Annotated in this window: 22 protein-coding genes and 2 pseudogenes; 12 read left to right on the top strand and 12 right to left on the bottom strand. The window is 45.6% G+C overall.

Annotated features, from left to right (window positions below):
- A partial coding sequence (locus E5221_RS28450; RefSeq protein WP_247847781.1) for an aldo/keto reductase occupies positions 1-777 on the top strand: 777 nt, incomplete at its 5' end.
- 316 nt (positions 778-1,093) lie between these two features.
- On the opposite strand, the gene E5221_RS28445 is transcribed toward E5221_RS28450, so the two are convergent.
- Both E5221_RS28445 and E5221_RS28440 read right to left on the bottom strand, forming a co-directional pair.
- Positions 1,094-1,492 (bottom strand): H-NS family nucleoid-associated regulatory protein, encoded by a 399-nt coding sequence (locus tag E5221_RS28445; protein WP_004212796.1) that lies wholly within the window; start codon positions 1,490-1,492, stop codon positions 1,094-1,096.
- A gap of 336 nt (positions 1,493-1,828) precedes the next feature.
- A pseudogene (locus tag E5221_RS28440) lies at positions 1,829-2,323 on the bottom strand (thermonuclease family protein).
- 176 nt (positions 2,324-2,499) lie between these two features.
- Between E5221_RS28440 and E5221_RS28435 the strand changes: the two are divergent.
- Both E5221_RS28435 and E5221_RS28430 read left to right on the top strand, forming a co-directional pair.
- Complete coding sequence (locus tag E5221_RS28435; RefSeq protein WP_223175074.1) at positions 2,500-2,766, top strand: DUF1173 family protein; 267 nt, start codon at positions 2,500-2,502, stop codon at positions 2,764-2,766.
- Positions 2,767-2,798: 32 nt separating this feature from the next.
- Positions 2,799-3,284, top strand: coding sequence for a DUF1173 family protein (locus tag E5221_RS28430; protein ID WP_247847780.1), 486 nt, complete (start codon positions 2,799-2,801; stop codon positions 3,282-3,284).
- 1,550 nt (positions 3,285-4,834) lie between these two features.
- Here the strand turns inward: E5221_RS28430 and E5221_RS28425 are convergent.
- Positions 4,835-5,532 (bottom strand): IS1-like element IS1A family transposase gene (locus tag E5221_RS28425; RefSeq protein WP_223175001.1). Its coding sequence is split into 2 segments (ribosomal slippage): positions 4,835-5,283 and positions 5,283-5,532, totalling 699 coding nucleotides; the frame shifts between segments, so codons are not numbered across the junction.
- 303 nt (positions 5,533-5,835) lie between these two features.
- Between E5221_RS28425 and E5221_RS28420 the strand changes: the two genes are divergently transcribed.
- The 3 genes from E5221_RS28420 to E5221_RS28410 all read left to right on the top strand — a co-directional run bounded on the left by E5221_RS28420 (position 5,836) and on the right by E5221_RS28410 (position 8,160).
- Complete coding sequence (locus E5221_RS28420; protein ID WP_247847779.1) at positions 5,836-6,240, top strand: hypothetical protein; 405 nt, start codon at positions 5,836-5,838, stop codon at positions 6,238-6,240.
- Positions 6,241-6,406: 166 nt separating this feature from the next.
- A complete protein-coding gene (locus E5221_RS28415; RefSeq protein WP_247847778.1) occupies positions 6,407-7,384 on the top strand; it encodes a S49 family peptidase in 978 nt (325 codons plus the stop codon).
- Positions 7,385-7,386: 2 nt separating this feature from the next.
- Positions 7,387-8,160 (top strand): nuclease-related domain-containing protein, encoded by a 774-nt coding sequence (locus tag E5221_RS28410; RefSeq protein WP_004902228.1) that lies wholly within the window; start codon positions 7,387-7,389, stop codon positions 8,158-8,160.
- 53 nt (positions 8,161-8,213) lie between these two features.
- Here E5221_RS28410 and E5221_RS28405 read toward each other — a convergent pair whose 3' ends face one another.
- Complete coding sequence (locus E5221_RS28405; protein ID WP_004196337.1) at positions 8,214-8,570, bottom strand: hypothetical protein; 357 nt, start codon at positions 8,568-8,570, stop codon at positions 8,214-8,216.
- A gap of 601 nt (positions 8,571-9,171) precedes the next feature.
- On the bottom strand, positions 9,172-9,519 hold the full coding sequence (locus tag E5221_RS28400) for a hypothetical protein (RefSeq protein WP_004026338.1): 348 nt from the start codon (positions 9,517-9,519) through the stop codon (positions 9,172-9,174).
- Between the two features lie 254 nt (positions 9,520-9,773).
- On the opposite strand from E5221_RS28400, the gene E5221_RS28395 reads away from it, so the two are divergent.
- The gene (locus E5221_RS28395) at positions 9,774-10,274 is read left to right on the top strand and encodes a hypothetical protein (protein WP_029884714.1); all 501 of its coding nucleotides are present in this window, start codon (positions 9,774-9,776) and stop codon (positions 10,272-10,274) included.
- Between the two features lie 110 nt (positions 10,275-10,384).
- Here the strand turns inward: E5221_RS28395 and E5221_RS28390 are convergent, their stop codons facing one another.
- The 3 genes from E5221_RS28390 to E5221_RS28380 all read right to left on the bottom strand — a co-directional run bounded on the left by E5221_RS28390 (position 10,385) and on the right by E5221_RS28380 (position 11,815).
- Positions 10,385-11,020: a hypothetical protein gene (locus E5221_RS28390; RefSeq protein WP_247847777.1), complete on the bottom strand. Its 636-nt coding sequence runs from the start codon at positions 11,018-11,020 to the stop codon at positions 10,385-10,387.
- 14 nt (positions 11,021-11,034) lie between these two features.
- Positions 11,035-11,451: a hypothetical protein gene (locus tag E5221_RS28385; RefSeq protein WP_247847776.1), complete on the bottom strand. Its 417-nt coding sequence runs from the start codon at positions 11,449-11,451 to the stop codon at positions 11,035-11,037.
- 67 nt (positions 11,452-11,518) lie between these two features.
- Entirely contained in the window at positions 11,519-11,815 is a 297-nt protein-coding gene (locus E5221_RS28380) for a hypothetical protein (RefSeq protein ID WP_029884712.1), read from the bottom strand.
- Positions 11,816-12,047: 232 nt separating this feature from the next.
- On the opposite strand from E5221_RS28380, the gene E5221_RS28375 reads away from it, so the two are divergent.
- Positions 12,048-12,425 carry a hypothetical protein gene (locus E5221_RS28375; RefSeq protein ID WP_029884711.1) on the top strand — a complete coding sequence of 126 codons (378 nt, stop codon included), beginning with the start codon at positions 12,048-12,050 and terminating at the stop codon, positions 12,423-12,425.
- A gap of 236 nt (positions 12,426-12,661) precedes the next feature.
- Here the strand turns inward: E5221_RS28375 and E5221_RS28370 are convergent, their stop codons facing one another.
- From E5221_RS28370 to E5221_RS28360, 3 genes are all read right to left on the bottom strand, one after another.
- Positions 12,662-13,036 carry a DUF1707 domain-containing protein gene (locus tag E5221_RS28370; protein WP_029884710.1) on the bottom strand — a complete coding sequence of 125 codons (375 nt, stop codon included), beginning with the start codon at positions 13,034-13,036 and terminating at the stop codon, positions 12,662-12,664.
- A 1,167-nt stretch (positions 13,037-14,203) separates the two neighbouring features.
- Positions 14,204-14,539, bottom strand: coding sequence for a hypothetical protein (locus tag E5221_RS28365; RefSeq protein ID WP_011154583.1), 336 nt, complete (start codon positions 14,537-14,539; stop codon positions 14,204-14,206).
- Between the two features lie 66 nt (positions 14,540-14,605).
- Complete coding sequence (locus E5221_RS28360) at positions 14,606-15,580, bottom strand: hypothetical protein (protein WP_029884709.1); 975 nt, start codon at positions 15,578-15,580, stop codon at positions 14,606-14,608.
- A gap of 387 nt (positions 15,581-15,967) precedes the next feature.
- Between E5221_RS28360 and E5221_RS28355 the strand changes: the two genes are divergently transcribed.
- From E5221_RS28355 to E5221_RS28345, 3 genes are all read left to right on the top strand, one after another.
- Positions 15,968-16,129: a hypothetical protein gene (locus tag E5221_RS28355; RefSeq protein ID WP_164507110.1), complete on the top strand. Its 162-nt coding sequence runs from the start codon at positions 15,968-15,970 to the stop codon at positions 16,127-16,129.
- 114 nt (positions 16,130-16,243) lie between these two features.
- Complete coding sequence (locus tag E5221_RS28350) at positions 16,244-16,408, top strand: hypothetical protein (protein WP_011154586.1); 165 nt, start codon at positions 16,244-16,246, stop codon at positions 16,406-16,408.
- 75 nt (positions 16,409-16,483) lie between these two features.
- Positions 16,484-16,726, top strand: coding sequence for a hypothetical protein (locus tag E5221_RS28345; protein WP_071826037.1), 243 nt, complete (start codon positions 16,484-16,486; stop codon positions 16,724-16,726).
- Between the two features lie 378 nt (positions 16,727-17,104).
- Here E5221_RS28345 and E5221_RS28340 read toward each other — a convergent pair whose 3' ends face one another.
- On the bottom strand, positions 17,105-17,263 hold the full coding sequence (locus E5221_RS28340; protein WP_004181898.1) for a type I toxin-antitoxin system Hok family toxin: 159 nt from the start codon (positions 17,261-17,263) through the stop codon (positions 17,105-17,107).
- A gap of 71 nt (positions 17,264-17,334) precedes the next feature.
- On the opposite strand from E5221_RS28340, the pseudogene E5221_RS28335 reads away from it, so the two are divergent.
- Positions 17,335-18,332 (top strand): annotated as a pseudogene (locus E5221_RS28335) (IS481-like element ISKpn28 family transposase); the annotation flags it as partial.

Genomic DNA, 18,332 nt, shown 5'->3' with positions numbered 1-18,332 from the left:
TGGCTGATTGACAACAGGGACGTTGACTCTCTGATCCGACAGGCATTGAAAGCAGGCTTCCGGCACTTTGACACGGCCCAGGCATATTTTAATGAAGATGGGGTAGGCCGTGCGTTACGGTATACCGAAGTACCGCGTGAGCAGTTGTTTATTACTTCTAAAATTCGCGGCAGGGATATGGGCTATGCACGTACGCTTGTCTCCTTTAACGAAACACTGGAGCGTCTGGGCGTCGAATACCTTGAGCTTTTTCTCATTCACTGGCCGATACCCGCAAAAAATTTGTATGTGGAAACCTGGGAAGCATCAATCGAGCTGGAGGCCAGCGGTCTGATTCGTTCCATTGGTGTGTCCAATTTCACCTGCCAGCATATAGAGCGGCTTATAGAGGATACTGGTGTGGTGCCGGCTGTGAATCAGCTTGAACTGCATCCGCATTTTCAACAGTGTGATGTCCGTGATTATCATCATGAAGCCGGAATAGCCATTCAGAGTTACAGCCCTTTTGGTAGTAATGGTGCAGCAGTTTTACGCAATGCGGTGGTAATGGTTTTGGCAAGACGACATGACCATTCACCGGCTCAGATTGTACTTCGCTGGCATCTTCAACAAGGACTCACGCCTCTGCCCAGAACAACCAATGGTGCACGATTTAGTGAAAACGTTGATGTCTGGGATTTTGAACTTTCAGAGGAAGAAATGAAACTTCTGGCGAGCCTCAACACACGAACCGGTAATACTCAACCCCTGCCCGATGCTATGAATATGTCGTTCTGATGCTGAATGTATTACCACCGCTGAAGTAGTTTGTAGAGGGGCGCTAATGTCATTGGCATTACGTCCGCTCTTCGTTCACAGCGGACCGTCATGCCAGCTCAAAAACAGGCTTAACGTAGGATATTTTCCGTTTTCCAAGCGGACCCCTTACTATAAATTTTAAGCGATCACCTGACCTTCCCTGCTGCGGACTAAGTTCTAAGTGAAGAAATCCTTGTGATCTTTTTATCTACTGTCAGACGAACCACGATAATGCGTGTCGATGAGAAAAAAAACCACCTTATAAAGGTGGTTTTATATAGCTACGGAAAATTGTTTAGATCAGGAAATCTTCGAGAGTTTTTCCTGAATCCAACTGAGCTTTAATTGGTGCCGGGGTACGACCCTGACCTGTCCAAGTTTTTTGCTCACCAGCTTCGTCTATATAAGCATATTTCGCCGGACGAGGTTCACGCTTTTTTCGTACTTTAATGTTAACGGCCGCGTCCATCAGTTCATTCGGATCTATACCATCAGCGATCATCATTTCCCGGTACTGAGAGAGTTTTTCTAAACGCTCTCGATTAGCTGCTTCGGCCGCCTTTTCTTCTTCACTGCGTTCAGTGACTACAACAGTGAACTTTTCTAATACTTCTTCGAGCACTTCTAATGGCAGCTCTCGTGCCTGAGCGCGAAGTGTACGGATGTTATTGAGAACCTGTAATGTCTCGCTCATAGTTACCTCTTTAAGCACATTGTTATGCAGTTACATAACAACATTAAATTAATTAAAAATTTTCAGCAAGTGGCTTCGCAAGTTAAATTATTTCAATCGAAAAACATATTAAAAAGGAATAGCTCTCATGCTGATTCTATCTTCCTTAGACAGGATACTTCCCAGTTTGTAAATTCACAATCTTGAAAAAAACACCTCAAAAAATCTGTCTCTTTGGTTATGAATTAATCGTTGAATTCAATGTAAAGAGGTGTTGTAATTGTAAAAGTCACCAGGCAAATAATCAATACAATTTAGTTCGATATAGTGAAGATCTAAATGTCATTCCTTATGTATTTATTTATTCGCTTTGCGCCATTGACGTGGTTCAATCGAGTTCGGGTCCGACCACAGACCTTTACCTGCATTGCGAGCGTTCTGCTCAAGAGTCCCATATTCAGGTACAGTTAATCGACCCTGATAGCGATATGCCCAGGCCATGCCTTCTGCAACCATGATGGAATTAATATCCTGGCTTTTAAGATAGATTGTACCAAGCATACGTCCATAGGCGTCCTGCCCATGGTCCTGAATATTTACAATCTGGTTTGCGACCAACTGGATCATTGTCTGCTTAGCCTTCTGCCCGAAGGCTTGCTTACTTTCAGGGCATCAATTCCATAGAGCCGTATTCTTGTATTTATTGCACCGTCATAAGCCTGTACAGTATCACCATCAATTACTCTGACAACTTTTTGCCGAGAAAGTTTTGGCAATTGAAGTCAGCGGTGTTGTTAAAAGAAAAACAGCCAGCGGGAAAATGGCTAACTTGGTCATCCGGATGTTTATCATTGGTTGTCTCTGGGTGATAATCATAAAATGTGAGTTGAGGGTGAAATCACAACGATTTTGAAAATTTACTTTCAAAGTATTTGTTACTTTATTAACTACATGCTATTGTGTCAATGTATATGAAAATTATTGCCAGAGGTGAATGACAACGCATCTCAGCTCAGTAAAGGGGGGGGATGTCGACTGTTAATGATGTGATTATATCTTTTGGGGATGACAGTAAAAGGTACTCAAGAGACTTCCAGACAAAAGACGAATTTAAAAAGAGCTGGTACGCAGTTTTGTCCCGGGCGCATGCTTCTGTAGAAGCTAAGGTTAGCTGCTCGTGTAAAGGCAAAGGACAGAAATCACTTTCCGTAAAATATAACTCTGGCGGTGATACTTATTTCCTGGCACGGTACCCAAATACGGGTAGTCAACATTCTCCCGACTCATGTATTTAATTGTAGGTGCATACCCTTCAACACCTCAGGTGATGAAAAATATAAAAATGACATCAGATGCTCTGAAGAAAAAGGAGAGTTTGATTTGTCTCAATGTTCTATCGAAATACAACCCTGAAAAACATTCGAATACATCAAAACGACTTCCTGTCAAGTTCTTTTCTGGTGTTCTGATCGTGCTGATGAATACTGATAACTGGGCATCACTGGAGAAGAGATTCAGCTCTGAAATAGCAAATTGGCGTTCAGGAGGCAACGTCATCTGTATTGCTATAGGCGAGCTAGGTAAATTTAAGGGGAATGATACATACTATCTTAAAACACTTCAGATTGCTTTGATGAATGTTGATGATAACTGGATCCCGGCAGACTCGAGCTATGAACTGACCATGCTAAATTATCTTCATAAGCATGAGCGATCATTTATAAAACCTCTGAGATATGATGCTTCTAATAATGATGTATTCCCGGATTTCTGCCTGACGGATATAGGGAGTACTGAACTTTTTTCCTATTGAGGTATTTGGTATGGATACTGCTTCATATTTGGCACGTAAGGTGATCAAAGAAAGTTACTATAATGAACGATATGGAAAGGATGGTTGGGCTTCATGGGAAGCACCGGCTGGCCCCCTCCCCATCTGCCCGATAAGGCCAGCAGTTAACTACCAAATGCTTCTGTAAGGGCTTCGGCCCTATTAAAAATATCAGCCATTTTTTAACACATAGTAATAGAATCCGATTCAAAGTGATTCTCACATGGTCTCAGAAAGTAACTTTTTTAGGTTAATCTTTGTTATAGAGCTATTAAACCATAACTTCTGAAAATATCTTTTATTCTTATCTTTCAGTTATCATAATGACTTTTTAGATTAAGCCCCTAGTTTGAATGTGTTTGTTTGAAAAAATATTTTATAAAACATATTATGGTTAATTATTTGGTTGATGTTTTATTTCAAACATATCTACTTTACTCCTGCATGGATAGGTCTGCACATCTTGCCGCAAGATCATAAAATAAAAGTACAATTATGCGTTCTATTGAAAACAGGACCTGATATCATGGACGATTCCACTCCCCTGCTCGTTCCCCCAACCAAAAGATAAAAGTAACTTTTGAGGCTTAAAGGGTTTCATCCCTGATGTTCTTCATCCAGCGATTTTAATACTGCCCCATTAACCGGACAGAAATCATCCGAATATTTTCTTTTACATTGCCGCGCGCTACGTGAAATCTGACGTACTCACCCCTCCGATTTTCTTCAGATTTCGCGTAGCGCAACCTGGGCGGAAACCACTCGAAAAGTAACTTTTGGACAGATTTAGAAGCCGGTTACCCCACTATTGTTATTAACATAATATTAACACAAGGAATAATCGTTATTATTCGAACTGTAACTAGGATGTTGCATACCTCTTGAAGCGATGAAAATATGAGCATATTTCTCATTATTCCTGAATCCATACATTTTTATTGTTTTTATAGCGACATATTGAAACTCTGTTTTATTTAATAAGTATCAATTTTATAATCAATTTCTGTTATTTTATCGCTATTGACATTTACTATTGTGACTATATCCAATGATATTAGATCACTTACATCTGAAAGTGACAGTGTCACGGATTGTGCACCCAGAGAGACCCTTTTCGTGAAAAAAGTAGTTCACTCCCATAACGAAACGTGGGCTTCTTTTTTGCAGATCGTATGTGGATGTCTTCAGGTAGCAGGAAGGAAAGTGATGCAGGCATGAAAGGATGACAAACCGGCAAAGGGGCTGCTACTGCTCCATATTCAACAAACCACCCCTGGTTAGTTGAATCCTTTGCCGGTTTTCCTGACAATACCAGACAGGTAAACTTTTTCCATCAGATTTTCTCGTCAACATGTTGCATTCATAGTTTTTCCATAATTGGATGCTTTTGCAGGACAACTACGGTTTTTATCCTTTCGTGCCCGGTAAAAAAAATAGTTAAATAGCGATTTCACCCTTTTAAAGGAAAAATTGTCCTCAGGCTCACAGTACTATAAAAGTATCAATAATCAGGAGCCGGTAATGACTCCAACTTATTGATAGTGTTTTATGTTCAGATAATGCCCGATGACTTTGTCATGCAGCTCCACCGATTTTGAGAACGACAGCGACTTCCGTCCCAGCCGTGCCAGGTGCTGCCTCAGATTCAGGTTAAGCCGCTCAATTCGCTGCGTATATCGCTTGCTGATTACGTGCAGCTTTCCCTTCAGGCGGGATTCATACAGCGGCCAGCCATCCGTCATCCATATCACCACGTCAAAGGGTGACAGCAGGCTCATAAGACGCCCCAGCGTCGCCATAGTGCGTTCACCGAATACGTGCGCAACAACCGTCTTCCGGAGCCTGTCATACGCGTAAAACAGCCAGCGCTGGCGCGATTTAGCCCCGACATAGCCCCACTGTTCGTCCATTTCCGCGCAGACGATGACGTCACTGCCCGGCTGTATGCGCGAGGTTACCGACTGCGGCCTGAGTTTTTTAAGTGACGTAAAATCGTGTTGAGGCCAACGCCCATAATGCGGGCGGTTGCCCGACATCCAACGCCATTCATGGCCATATCAATGATTTTCTGGTGCGTACCGGGCTGAGAAGCGGTGTAAGTGAACTGCAGTTGCCATGTTTTACGGCAGTGAGAGCAGAGATAGCGCTGATGTCCGGCAGTGCTTTTGCCGTTACGCACCACCCCGTCAGTAGCTGAACAGGAGGGACAGCTGATAGAAACAGAAGCCACTGGAGCACCTCAAAAACACCATCATACACTAAATCAGTAAGTTGGCAGCATCACCGGCGCAGAGAATGACGATGATCCGGTTTGGATTAGGGTTGGGTCTGCTGATTTATTTTCTGTTTAACGTTTACCTGGAAGACACTAACAAACTTTATAAGGATATCACCGCTGAGGTGAACGCCAGTAAGTTGCTTATGGATGTGGAGAGATGGCAGGAGGTAACGCGTAATACGGAAAAGACGTTTAATTACCTTTTTGTCGAACTAAACATTACGGCTTACCTGAATAAGACTCTTTTGCCTGAGGATGATAAACCAAACCGGCACGCGGAATGAATCTCGCGGCAAACAAATTCATGAGCCCGAGCTATACCGCTGCCCGAAACATCCCGTTAATGGTGTATCAGGCGATTTACCGCTGGTATTTGCTGGCTGGCTGGTTTTTTACATTCCTCCCCTGATGATAGCTCTGGCACTGGATGGTTATTACCAGTGGAAAATGAAGAGATTTGTTTTTGGCGATGTTACAATTCAGCTTTATCGCCTCTGGTTCCGTTCGCTGTCGATAATCGGTGTTTTGATAATTGCTTATCTGGTCATCCCTAACCTGAATTTATTTTATGGACTGACACAGTATTTTCCGCCACTTGCCCTGGCGTTGCTCGCTATTGCCATTAACCGGCTTCTCGCGCACTACCAAAAACTCATGTGAGGAAGAATATGTTTAAAAAAAGACCATCGCAACCTGAAACAGGCTCGGTTCAGGACGTGGTATCGCGTGAAAGTAAGAAGTTTTACCGTTTGTATAAATCGCATGTGTTATCAAAAATAACCCTGACGATTATTGGTATTGGGTTTGCAGGTTTAGCGGCTGGTCCATGTATCAGGATAAACAGAAAAACGGTAAAGGGGCAGACCATATCGCGGTTATCCGTATCCATGGTGAAATGGGTACTGGCTCGCCTACAGGCGACGGTGTCATTATTGCCCGCGCTTTACGTGAAGCATGGGATAACCCGCACGCAAAAGCGATCCTGATTGAGGCCGAATCTGGCGGCGGTGGTCCGTCTGACGCTATTAATATTTATCGTGAGATAAACGAGCTTCGCGACTCCCTCCATGGAGTACCGGGGCTCACAATTGAAAACTCCGACCCCACAACATCCCCGAATAAAAAGGACATGCCACCAGCGCCCTCTGAAGCGGTTAAACAGGCGTTGCTGAAAGCCGTGGGTACTGGGCATGGCAAACTGCCAGCCGCCGCCCGGGACGTCCGCCCCATCATCGTCAGTATTAAAAATATGTGCGCCTCCGCCTGTTATTACGCAGCCTCACCGGCTGATGCGATCTATGCGGATCCCAACGCCATCATTGGCAGTATTGGCGTACGTATGGACCACTGGGATGTGTCCAGGATCATGGACCGTCTTGGTGTGGCTAACGAACCGTTGACGGCCGGAGCCTGGAAGGCCTCACTTGACCCCTGGCGTCCGATTGATGACGAAACCAAGGCCTTTCTGCATAGTGAGTTACTCAACAAAATGCATGACCAGTTTATCAATGATGTCGAAGCCGGTCGTAAAGGAAAGTTACTTTCGCGTGAACAGGCGGACAAAGAACAGCTCTACACGGGGCGTTTCTGGCTGGGGGACCGTGCGAAGCAGTTTGGCCTTATCGATGATACAGCCACCAGCACAGAGGTGCGTGAACGCCTGAGTATTGTCTACGGCACCACGCGTTTTCGCGACTACAACGCGCCAAAAGCATCGTTAAGCAGCATGTTAGGATTGTCACTGGACGTGAACCTTAAAGAGGCTTTATCCAGTGCGCTTCACACCACCAGCACAGTGAGGTAGCGATGGACCTGACCATGTTGTCGACCATTTTTCTTGTGTTCGTCATGCTGATCCTGTCATGCATCATCCTGTGCATCTGGCCGCTTATCAGTAACATGTTCAGCGAGCAGCGCACACGAAATGCATTAAAGGGGGTTTTAGCAGACCTTGAAGGGACGCTTATATCTGACATTACCCTACCGCTCAACTCCTCCCAGACAACGCAGATAGACCATATCTTTATCAGCACGAAGGGTATTTTCATTATCGAAGAGAAAAACTATACCGGTGACATTTATGGTGCTCTCGATGATAAAACGTGGACGGTTGTATACGGTTTCGGTAAAGCGAAACATAAGATGTTAAACCCGTTTGTTCAGAACAAAACCCACATATCCGGAGTGTGTCGGGCCATAAAGCGGGGAGATGAGGGTATTGTAAATGTTGTGTTACTGACGGGCTCCAGTAAGTTTATGGCAGATCCAGCACCGGAGTGGTTGTGCCGTAATTGTGATGACCTCGGGAACAAGTTCACTGCGTACGATGCTGAGCCCGTGTTTAGTGTTGAGGAGACTGGCTGGATCGAAAATGACCTGCGTAAAGCAATGCTGCCGCAGACGCTGCTGACCGACCTGGGACACGTGTATTCACTGAAACTGAAACATCGACAACCAATATCTGTACCGCACAGGGTGACCTATTTTACGCTACTGACAACCACCCTGTTCTTCCGTGCGCTGAAAAAGTTATTTTCGCGTAAGCGCTCAGAGGTCATCCACAAGCAGTACCGTGAATAGCTCACATCCATTTTCCACCGTTCTATATGCACAGGGCCACCAGCTGGCCCTGTTTAGCTAAAGTAGTCAGATGCAGGAGGATTAAGGTACGGAACGGACTGCCAGGCGCGGATCATGTTAACCATCTGCTCAGCGATCCCCATTGACTGGTTTAACCGGTATGCCGTCCGGGCTACCATTCCTTCCTGACGTTCATCAGATTTCACATCCACCAGCCTGAAGCGCCACCACTCTTTGCCGCAGCTGATGACACAGATATCAAACTCGGCATTAACCACCGGCAGATAAGTGTGTTGATTCAGTTCCAGCAAAAGAGAATATGCCTGTGGCATATACCGTCCATCGAATGACCCAGCCCAACGATATGTTGCGATGAACGGCGGCGAGTCCAGAGATTTGAGAAATGTCATGTCATATCCACCAGCAGTTCGAACGTGCTCCCATTATAAATATTCGAAAGCCTCCTCAAAGCCCCCTTTTCAAACATGCAACAAAGCGACTTTCCCGCGCCCCAAAAAAAGTGACTTATATCGGAATTGTATCCGGGTCTGAAACTATGTTTAGTGCGAGTTTTTGTTACCAGTGCTTTTGGTGAGTATTTAGCAACAGGATTCAGATGATCGGGCATTCATAAACAACCAGAAATTATGTGGCACATTGATGAATTACCTCGGTGAGGTCCGTTGATGAAAAGTGCCTTTTGTGGTGAATGCCGACCGGGATATCAGGGGGGGTCGCCGTCTCCGGGCAGGGGCCGATATGAACGGCGACGTCCTGTCATATACATTAACGCGTTTACGATCGAGCCCGGTCCATTACGACCACAATTTACTGATGTGGATACCTTCGCCCACCAGCTGCAGTTTTTTTTTTACCTCTTAGCCTGCATAACAGCATCACTACGGCGAGAATGAGCCATACAGGGTGACAATTAAAGTAATCGTTATATCTGAATGCCTGTCATATAAACATATCGTTATTGTGCAACGACTTCCTCCCGGTCAGCGTACGCTATCCAATGAAATCAACCAGAACCCTACGGGCAATGCTTTGCTCTGGCAAATCACTGTAGATACGCCGCATTGCTGCTTTGTGGAATGGGGAACGATTAACCATGTCCACCAGCGCTAACCTGCTTTTGTTGAATGATGCCCTAACCTCCCTGTAACGCTGGTAATGAAACAGCCTGTGGAACAGATTCATGGACAACACCTGATCGCCTGTGACTTTGAATCGTATTACCGCATCCCTTACCTCAATCTCTTCTGCCGGGATTTCACCATCAGCATAGGAACCCACAATACCAGGGGAAAGCAGGTATTCCTCATCAAGTGGATCGTTCATGAAACGGCTATACATTTTCGGCTCCTGTTTAAGGAAATCGTCTTACCGGGGCATCCCAAAAGTTACTTTTCCCGTTGAATGTCGTGCTTACTGGTTTACCCACTGGTGAACAGGTTTAAGCCGGTCAGTGGAGTATTGACTACTTTCTCTTACCGGTCCTTGACCTACGTTATCTTATAACAGATTATGAGCCTCGTTGTCTTTTGGGATTATTACAGACGATGTCTACATTAAAGGTACTGTTAGATTTTTAAAGGATGGTCTAATTGATGGATTTAAAAATAATGAAACCAACAGAAGCATATACAATGCTTATGGAGAACGTAGCTTCAGTGTTAGATTGCCGAGAACAGGGCATACAATCTGGTGTCTTGCTAGAGGACATGGAAGACCTGGAAGCAATCAATTGGTTGAATTCTTTAACATTATGGCATGGTGGATACGATAGAGTTTACTCACCTGGCATCTTTAACGGTTTTCTTGTTGAATACTGTAAGCCCGAGTATGCCATCGGCCTTCAACACTTTTACCCTCAACTCGCAGCGCGAGAAGGGATTGAATTAACTAATGAAATATGGGACTCATCAATCGATATTCTAATAGACATTTATGATTATGCTTTAAGAACTCGCGAATTAGATGGTAAACAGCATTGGGGCGTAGTCTTCAGAGATGACTATTTGCAGCAATGGGATAATGCATGCCTGAATAAGAGAAGACCAGGTCTTATAATACCAAATTTCTTAAAAAAATGGTTGAGGCTAAGCTAATCGTCCAAAAGTTAGTTGCGAAATTTGTTGGTACTAAATTTATTACTTTACGATGAGCGATAAAGGGAACCGCATGGCTCCCCCATCAGCAGCTGGCAATGTTTGTCCAGTCAGACAGACACCAGCGTTTTAATTTCTTCCACACCAAACGCTTTGCACTTCATTTGCGTTTTCTGCCCAACAGTTTCAGGTGCTTTCCACATGCCGTATAACTTGTCTTTGTCTGCCATAAATTTTGCGCCTTGCAACTCGCATGACGGAGCCTGTTTTTTATCATTCCATGTGGCATTTACAACGAACGTCCAGACCTTACCCGCCTTTAATTCTGTCGGCATATCGTAGGAGAAGGAGACAGTCGACGCGTGTTGGCTGTTATCCGCAACCGTCATCGATGAGGTATCTACCCCGGCAGCTTTGAGCTCATTGATAGCTGCCTCGCGGCTTGCACCACTACTTTCCTGCTCTTCTATCTGTTGCTGAATCCACTCTTTGTCGCTGGATGTAAGCGAGGATGCATGGCTGTTGTTGCTGCTCGTTATCCAGTACAGCATCGCAAGATGCGAGAAACCGAAATGATTACTTTTATCTTTCTCTATGATGTTACTTACAAGGTTCTGTGAAGGAGGGATGAATTTTACAGATGAAGAGCCCCGCTCAGAACTTCCTGGAATGCTCTGAGACGACGGGAGAGACGACGATTTTTCGGATGTTGGACTTGATGCAGGTATAGCCCCTTTCTTAGCCACCAGCTCCGACCCGTTCACTGATTTCTTTGGCGTAGTGCCTGCAGCAGCGCCTTCGTTATCTCCCTTGGCCTGAGATCGACTACTGACAACAGCATACCCTCCAGCCTGGTTCTCCACCTTCCGGAGGTGCTCTCTGACGGTTTATTCCCTGAGGACGCGGAAACTGCCCCGACCGTTAATGCGGCTCCAGAACCTGCAATCATCGCTTTATGGCTGGTGGTCAGTGGTTTGGTGCTAGCCGGTGCTGGCGTATCGTTAACCGTGCGGCTTGCCTGGCTTCTGGTTGAAGTGTTGTACGACTTGGTAATGGTCGATGGGCGGAAGGATGATTTGTAGGAAGACCGATTGGATTTATACCCTGCTTCCGCAGAGGTGGCCACCAGCATCAAACAGATTAGTGAGATCGAGGTTTTGCTGATTTTGCTGCGCATGATATTTCCATTCTTTGACAAGTTATTCAGAAAGTAACTTTGGACACGGAGAGCGTTGATCAGCCGCTCACAGGTTTTTGAAAACGGAATCGCCTCTTAATGCCAGGTTAACCCCCAGCCAGAGGAGGTTACCCATAACCGAACAGGTCAGAATGTTAGTTAACATTCCTTGTTGCAGCAGGGTAGCCAAAGGGACACCCGTGGAATCAAATGCTAATGCAAATCCCACCAGCACATAAAAAAACACGACCGGGAATGAGCGCAGATAATATTCCGTCATTATCGCCGTTGCTCTTACAGCGGAAATAATGTTGCGAATTATGGTTTCTGACCTGGGTGGGGCATCCTTTATATTTACCTTCATGCTCGAATCTCTTATTTTTGGGTTTAAGACAACATTTTACAGTAGCCATGTAGTGCCCTATCCCCTTAACTGTTGGATTTTGCCATTCCGGGATATTTTTTTTATCCTTTAATCCAACACTCAATCTTTTCCAGGCATTTTGAGTCATTTTCTGGGCTGGATTACACAGTATGTTTATGGCAAATTTCTGGCTTCTTTCTTGTTCTCATCCATATCCTATCGGTGATGTAGTATGTCCAGGTTTCTGAAAGGTGTTGGTCTTGGTATGGCGGGCATTGTGTTGCTGCTGTGCGGACTTATCGCGCTGTATTATTTTGAGTCGAAAGCAGCGCTCAGAGCTGATATCAAGGCCTGTCCCACGGTTACAGCTGGTCAGGCAACCGATGCCGTCATTCAGGACATACTCGTGAACAGAGAGCGCGTTTTCTCTAAGCCGCAGCTGGAGCGTCGGGACATAGTGATTGAAGAACTGAACGTCCAGATAGGCTATTCTGGAACCCTTGTCCCATTCAGGATCAACGGTGTCGATGATCGCCGGTTTTTTGGCATGTCGGGATGTGCCTCTCTCGACACTGTTGAATATGCCACAGAGTTTTTGACCCAGCAGTAGCTTGATCGGGCACAAGTAACGAGCATATTTTTCCTGATTGCCCGTTTCGTTTGGCTCAACCGCTGTCACCGGATGGTTGAGCCAGCATTCTTCAACAAAACCGAAAGATTACCACATCCCTTACCTCAATCTCTTCCGCAGGGATTTAGCCATCAGCGTAAGAATCCGAAATACCTAAATACGCTTTTGTTGTAATTATATTCACATAGGTGACGTATGGAGCGGGTTTCATATTATTACTTCTTGGTTCCATTTTTCTTGTCGCCAAAACAGAAAAAATAGATGAGGGTTGTCGTAAAAGCACCACCCACCCAACCCCAAAAGAAATCCCATGAAAAGCCGTGTCTCTCCCGAGGATCGCTTGTTTTCATCGGGTTTAGCTCTTGGTAGGTTTTAGCCTTCCAGACCAGCTCGTCATACTCATTTTTTGTCAGACGAACCGTGTCCTCATCATCGGGCTCGTCGGCGTTCGCAACTTCTATCGAAGCGCTGGCGTGCAACACTCTAGCTTCATCGGGAGAGTGATTACGCGTTTCATCCGCTCCTTTAACCTGCTTCAGTGATAGTAGAAAAATAAAACAAATCAGGAACATTCCTGCCTGCTTTTTCATTAACGTTATCTCCATTGGATAAGCACATAAACCAACACAGCCTGATTAATAACCGTTCCCAAGAAAGTTACTTCTCCCAAGCCGACTTGCTTTATCGTCGTTCCTGTCCACCGACCACTGTTGCCCCTGTGGTACAATACGCACGCATTTAAACAGCGTTATTGAGGATTCCCGCACCTCTTGGAGAGTCAGGATCAACGATAGCAGCCTTATTGATAATATCCGCCAGCGCCAGACTTCCGGGAGACATCGGTTCAATCAAGGATGACGGTGGGACAGGCTCGGACAATGCTCCCAGCCTGTCAGCATGAACCTCGCCGTTAAGCGTGAATGTTGCAACATACGCGATTTCAGATGACATAGACAGTTGCTTCTCATTAGATTGCCTGACCGGGGTAAGTGAGAGCGAACCCCGGAATCTATGATGCTAATAGTCCTTGCCCCTCCCATTTTTATAACCGTCATCCAGAAAGATAAAAGTCAACGATATATTGGCGAAAGTTACTTTTTCCTGACGAGTTACTTTTTCCTGATGAAATGGAAAGCTTATAGGCTGCTTAAATGGTGTGAAAAATTCGTCCTCGTTCTTCAACATCTGCACAGCAGCCAGATCACGTTCAATCCTATTGCCCATAATAGTAGATGAATATACTTACCCTCATCTATCGCATGAGGAAATGCGCACAACGTGAATAAAAAGGATAATGGTAATGTCGCGAAGAAGAAGAGTGTCATTGCCTTAAGTCCACGGAGGCCGCACGTCAAATTACTGACAATGGCTTGAGACCTTGACGATTTGACATGTATTTTGATGTCCATGCAGATACCTTTTGTTTAAGGGGTATTTTGTTACGGCCAGTCTAACGAGACTACTTTGGGGATATGTTTAAATTGTACATGATCAGATTGTCTGTAGTGAACGCGCCACGGAATATTTTACAGAGCTCTGACTGCTATATAGGCCTTCATGGCGGCTCTGCTGGTAATAATTGCGTCAGGTGCTTCAGGTGATGTGCAGGGTGCCTGCCAGTGTGAAGGAAATAATTTTTCCTCTGATTGCCTTCATGACCTCTTTCAGAAAGCAGTACATGACGATTATGCAACCTGCATCAGTTGAAGGGAGAGGATCGGATACGTCCAGTCAGTCACTCCACCCTGATACGTTGTTTAACGTTGACTTTTCTCGCGTGAAATATTTCTTAATCTCCGCCGGTGCTTACCTGAGATCTGCCTGTCAAAGGCGAACAATACGGCGGCTACCACACCCAGGCCCAGAATTACGACTCCATATTGGATGAACTGCATTTCGCCGTCTTCCATCTGCAAATGTAATGGGTAACAATAAATACCATAATCGAACATTAACGCAAACGATTTCGTTACACTTTGATGACTGCAAATAAAGCCGGGATAAGCGGCCACCTCTGTGCCCGCGAGCACTTTTGGTTGCATGAAAAAATCGCAATCAGAAGAAAGGTTCTGGGTTTCTGGGGTGATCGGCATGTGCCAGCTGGCCCACCTGGTACTTTAGCGGGTTGGTTTGTACGTGCTTGCCCCACCAGCTGGCCGTCATGCTATTCCCATGTCCTCGTCTGCGTTAAAGGCGAACGTCTCTTCATCCATGAACGCAGGATAATGAAACTCCTCAACGGCTTTAATAACGTCCGGCAGATTGCGCCAGCTTTCATCTACTATGCCCACGGATAACTCTTCTGCTTCCTGTCGCAACTGGCGTGCGGTCTCGTAGTTGTCCCAGCCACTCTCATAGCTTGCTTTCTGATAGAGGTCTTTTTGCTGTGCTTTTATCTTTTCGATCTCATCAGGGCTGGTTACATGGCGGTGCCACTCCAGTGTGCGGGCATTGCCTGTTAACACCAGCCTGTCACCCTTATCGCGGATCTCTATAGTCCTTTCGGAAAAACTCACCGGCCCCTGGTCTCGTCCTGTCAGGTGGTCAACTAACTCATCCCGCCCTTCTTCATCCTGGACAATCCATTCACCCCGCGTAAAAGCTTCTTTTGCGCACTCAAGGGCATCATGTATGGTTTTCGCTTTACCTACCAGGAATGTACCTTCTGTAACGTACGTGCCATACAGCGGGTCATCTTCCGGATACTCTACCTGACCAGTTACGTATACGAAGAAGGGGTACTGCCTTTCCCTATGACGGACAATAAATCGTTCGCGTTTTGCCATAGCCTCTTTCTGGTAATAACGCAGCGGCTGAACCGACCATGGCACGATTTGCTTCCACCAGTCTGGGGCTAAACGCATCGCCAGTTGCTCAACGTGAGTAACCATCTCATATACCGCAGGGCTCGTTATGGCGCCACAATCCCTTAGCTGAACCACGCACTGAGCAGCTGAGTCCTGACTCACCCCCAGCATGCTATCCATCATCTCTTCATCTACCTCGATACCGTTCCGCAGAAGGCCTTCAAACGTCATTAGAGTGCCTTCATGTTTAGCAAGGTCCACCAGCGTATTCACGATATGGGTAAAAAGAATGTCGCTGTGAGTGGCTGGTGTGTTTTGAGTTTTCATTCGTGCCCCCCTGTTTAACAAAAATATTGGCAAGGTATGAGTGAATATTCCATTCATGCACACCAGGATACCAATTAAATAACGGCCATCACCCCCTATTCTCACCGGAAGCTATTTACAGCTTACGGGAGATGCATACCAAAGCGGTTATAAATCCCTTAGTCATTTCTAGCACTCAGAATCATCCAGAGTTTTTGTGAGTTAACATGCATCATATCGGAATATTAAAGACGACAGGGAATAAAGATAAATGATTTTCCTGATTGTTTTTTATGAAATTAATTTTCGAACAAATGAACGTATTGACGTCCACTCTTTATTTACTATTATTTGCATGTACCGTATTTCTCCATTCCTACCGCCATTTCTGTGATAAAAGGTCAAGATATGAAGCATTCAGATCAGTTTGACAACCCTGTTATTGATAATGATTACATAGCCGAGCCGGAAAGCATCAAAGCTTGGTTAAGAGAGTTTAAGGACTTGCCACCAGCTCCCCCTGAACTGATAGAAGCGCTTAACAACATGTTAGGCAACGATGGCGACTGATGCCTAAATCCCCAACAGAACGCAAAGCATTTAGAGATAGCACAAAAAGTTAAACAAGATAACGAAAAAAGTTTCCTGTATCATTTAAACGAATCGCAACCGAAGGAATTGATAATGCATAAATATACCGTATTGCTCAATGATGGCACCGTAGGCACACTAATTGTTGATTCAGTTGATGAGGGACAGAATGTGACAGTCGATCTGCATGACGAGAACGGCAATCCAATCACAGCGACAGGAACTGTCGTGGAAATTTTGGAAGAGTCAGAGTCCTAAGCCTCTCGGTGAGTATATAAACTGGCACTACGGCGGCAGTATAACAGCGTGTGCACGCACTTAGAGGGTACAACCATGGCTGTTAAACCGGATCACCTGGCTTCCTCAACACCCCATACAGGAGTTCAGCGTAAAGAAAAGAGAGATATCGCCAGCAAGCATTTATCTCACTGTATCGCTGTGCTGGAGGAACTGGTAGACACATATGACCCTGATACCGAGGGTCCATTCAGTGCATGCCATCCTCGCACAGGTGCCGCGAGCATGAAGCGACAGCTTGAGAACATCCTCAAGGCGCTGAAAACGGCAAAAGTTTGATATCGATACCACGACAATTGGAAATGCTCCATTGTTTTTGTTTAGCTGTAAAGCTGGCTTTTCAACGAAACTGTCAGACAGTCCAATCCCTCTTGATGAAGAAGATTTCGCGATATAGAAGGTGTTCCTGAACTGGACTATTTCAGACTGGTGACCAGGTATGACCGGTAATACTCTGTGTTAAACTGGTTTGCGATTCATTTCCTCCCTGTGTAGATAGATGAGTGTCTTTGCCCGCCGATCGTGCGGGCTTTTTTATTTTCCTGTCTACAGGAAAAAGGGGCTACCAGCGCACTGGTAACCCCTTCATAAAGCGCTTCAGGCATGTCCAGACAGTTCAGCCCCTGTATGGCGGAGGTTGCCCTCCGCCGGGGTTGGCTACTTAGCGGATTCGTAGGCCATAAAAGCCGCCACCTCCCTGGTTGTGTCCCTGTACCGGATTTCGCAGAGCGATTTTCTGGTCAGGTAGGTGAATGCCAGTAGTGTGAGACACACTATTAATACACACCATAACAGGTTACTAGGTGGCAGTTTCATAGCCTTTTTCTCCTGTGTAAGTTCACACAGATATTGCAATTGCCTCAGAACACTAAAGGAGGGATTGCCAGATGTTGATGCAGCATATCGGTGTCGGCTATTTTGGGTATTACCGAGCAACTGCTTATGCGATGAAACACTCTCTTATGCCCGAGATTGCGAAGTTAAGAATGAAGGCTCTGAACTTCTGGGATAAGCACGGGATCCGTGCCGCAGCTGATGCTTTTGACGTATCAACGCGAACACTCTACTGGTGGCGCCGGTTACTGCGCACCGGTGGTCCAGAAGCACTAATTCCAAGAAGCAAAGCCCCTCTGGTTCGCCGTTCAAGGCACTGGCATCCTGATGTACTCAAGGAGATCAGGCGTCTGAGAACTGAGTTACCCAATCTCGGCAAAGAGCAGATTTTTGTCAGGCTGAAACCATGGTGTGAAGCGCGGCATTTTACCTGTCCCAGCACGTCAACCATTGGAAGAATCATTGCTGGTGCTCACGATAAAATGCGGATGATCCCCGTACGCCTCAGCGCCAGGGCAAAGCCCGGTTGATAAAAAAACGCTCAGTGAAGCCCAGAAGACCAAAACAATACCGCCCGGTAAAAACAGGCGAACTCATAGGGATGGACGCGATTGAACTCAGGATGGGGGACCTACGCCGCTATATCATTACCATGATCGACGAGCACAGCGACTATGCGCTGGCCCTGGCGGTCCCTTCACTCAACAGCGATATTACCAGCCATTTCTTCAGCAAGGCCACAAAGCTCTTTCCTGTCGCTATCAGACAAGTTGTCACTGACAACGGTAAGGAGTTCCTCGGTAACTTTGATAAAACGCTACAGGAAGCCTCGATTAAACACATCTGGACCTATCCGTACACACCGAAAATGAATGCGACCTGTGAGCGATTTAACCGGACACTTAGAGAACAATTTATTGAATTCAATGAATTGTTGCTTTTTGAGGACCTGAATTTGTTTAATCAAAGAATGGCTGAATATCTGGTGCTGTATAACAGCAAAAGGCCACATAAATCACTCGAACTGATGACGCCAGTGGACTATATTTTA

It is taken from the genome of Pseudomonas sp. A2 (assembly GCF_023100865.1).
In the GTDB taxonomy this organism is placed as follows: Bacteria; Pseudomonadota; Gammaproteobacteria; order Pseudomonadales; family Pseudomonadaceae; genus Aquipseudomonas; species Aquipseudomonas asiatica.
The sequence above is the reverse complement of the archived record's forward strand: the minus strand, read 5'-3'. Positions and strand labels throughout refer to the sequence as shown.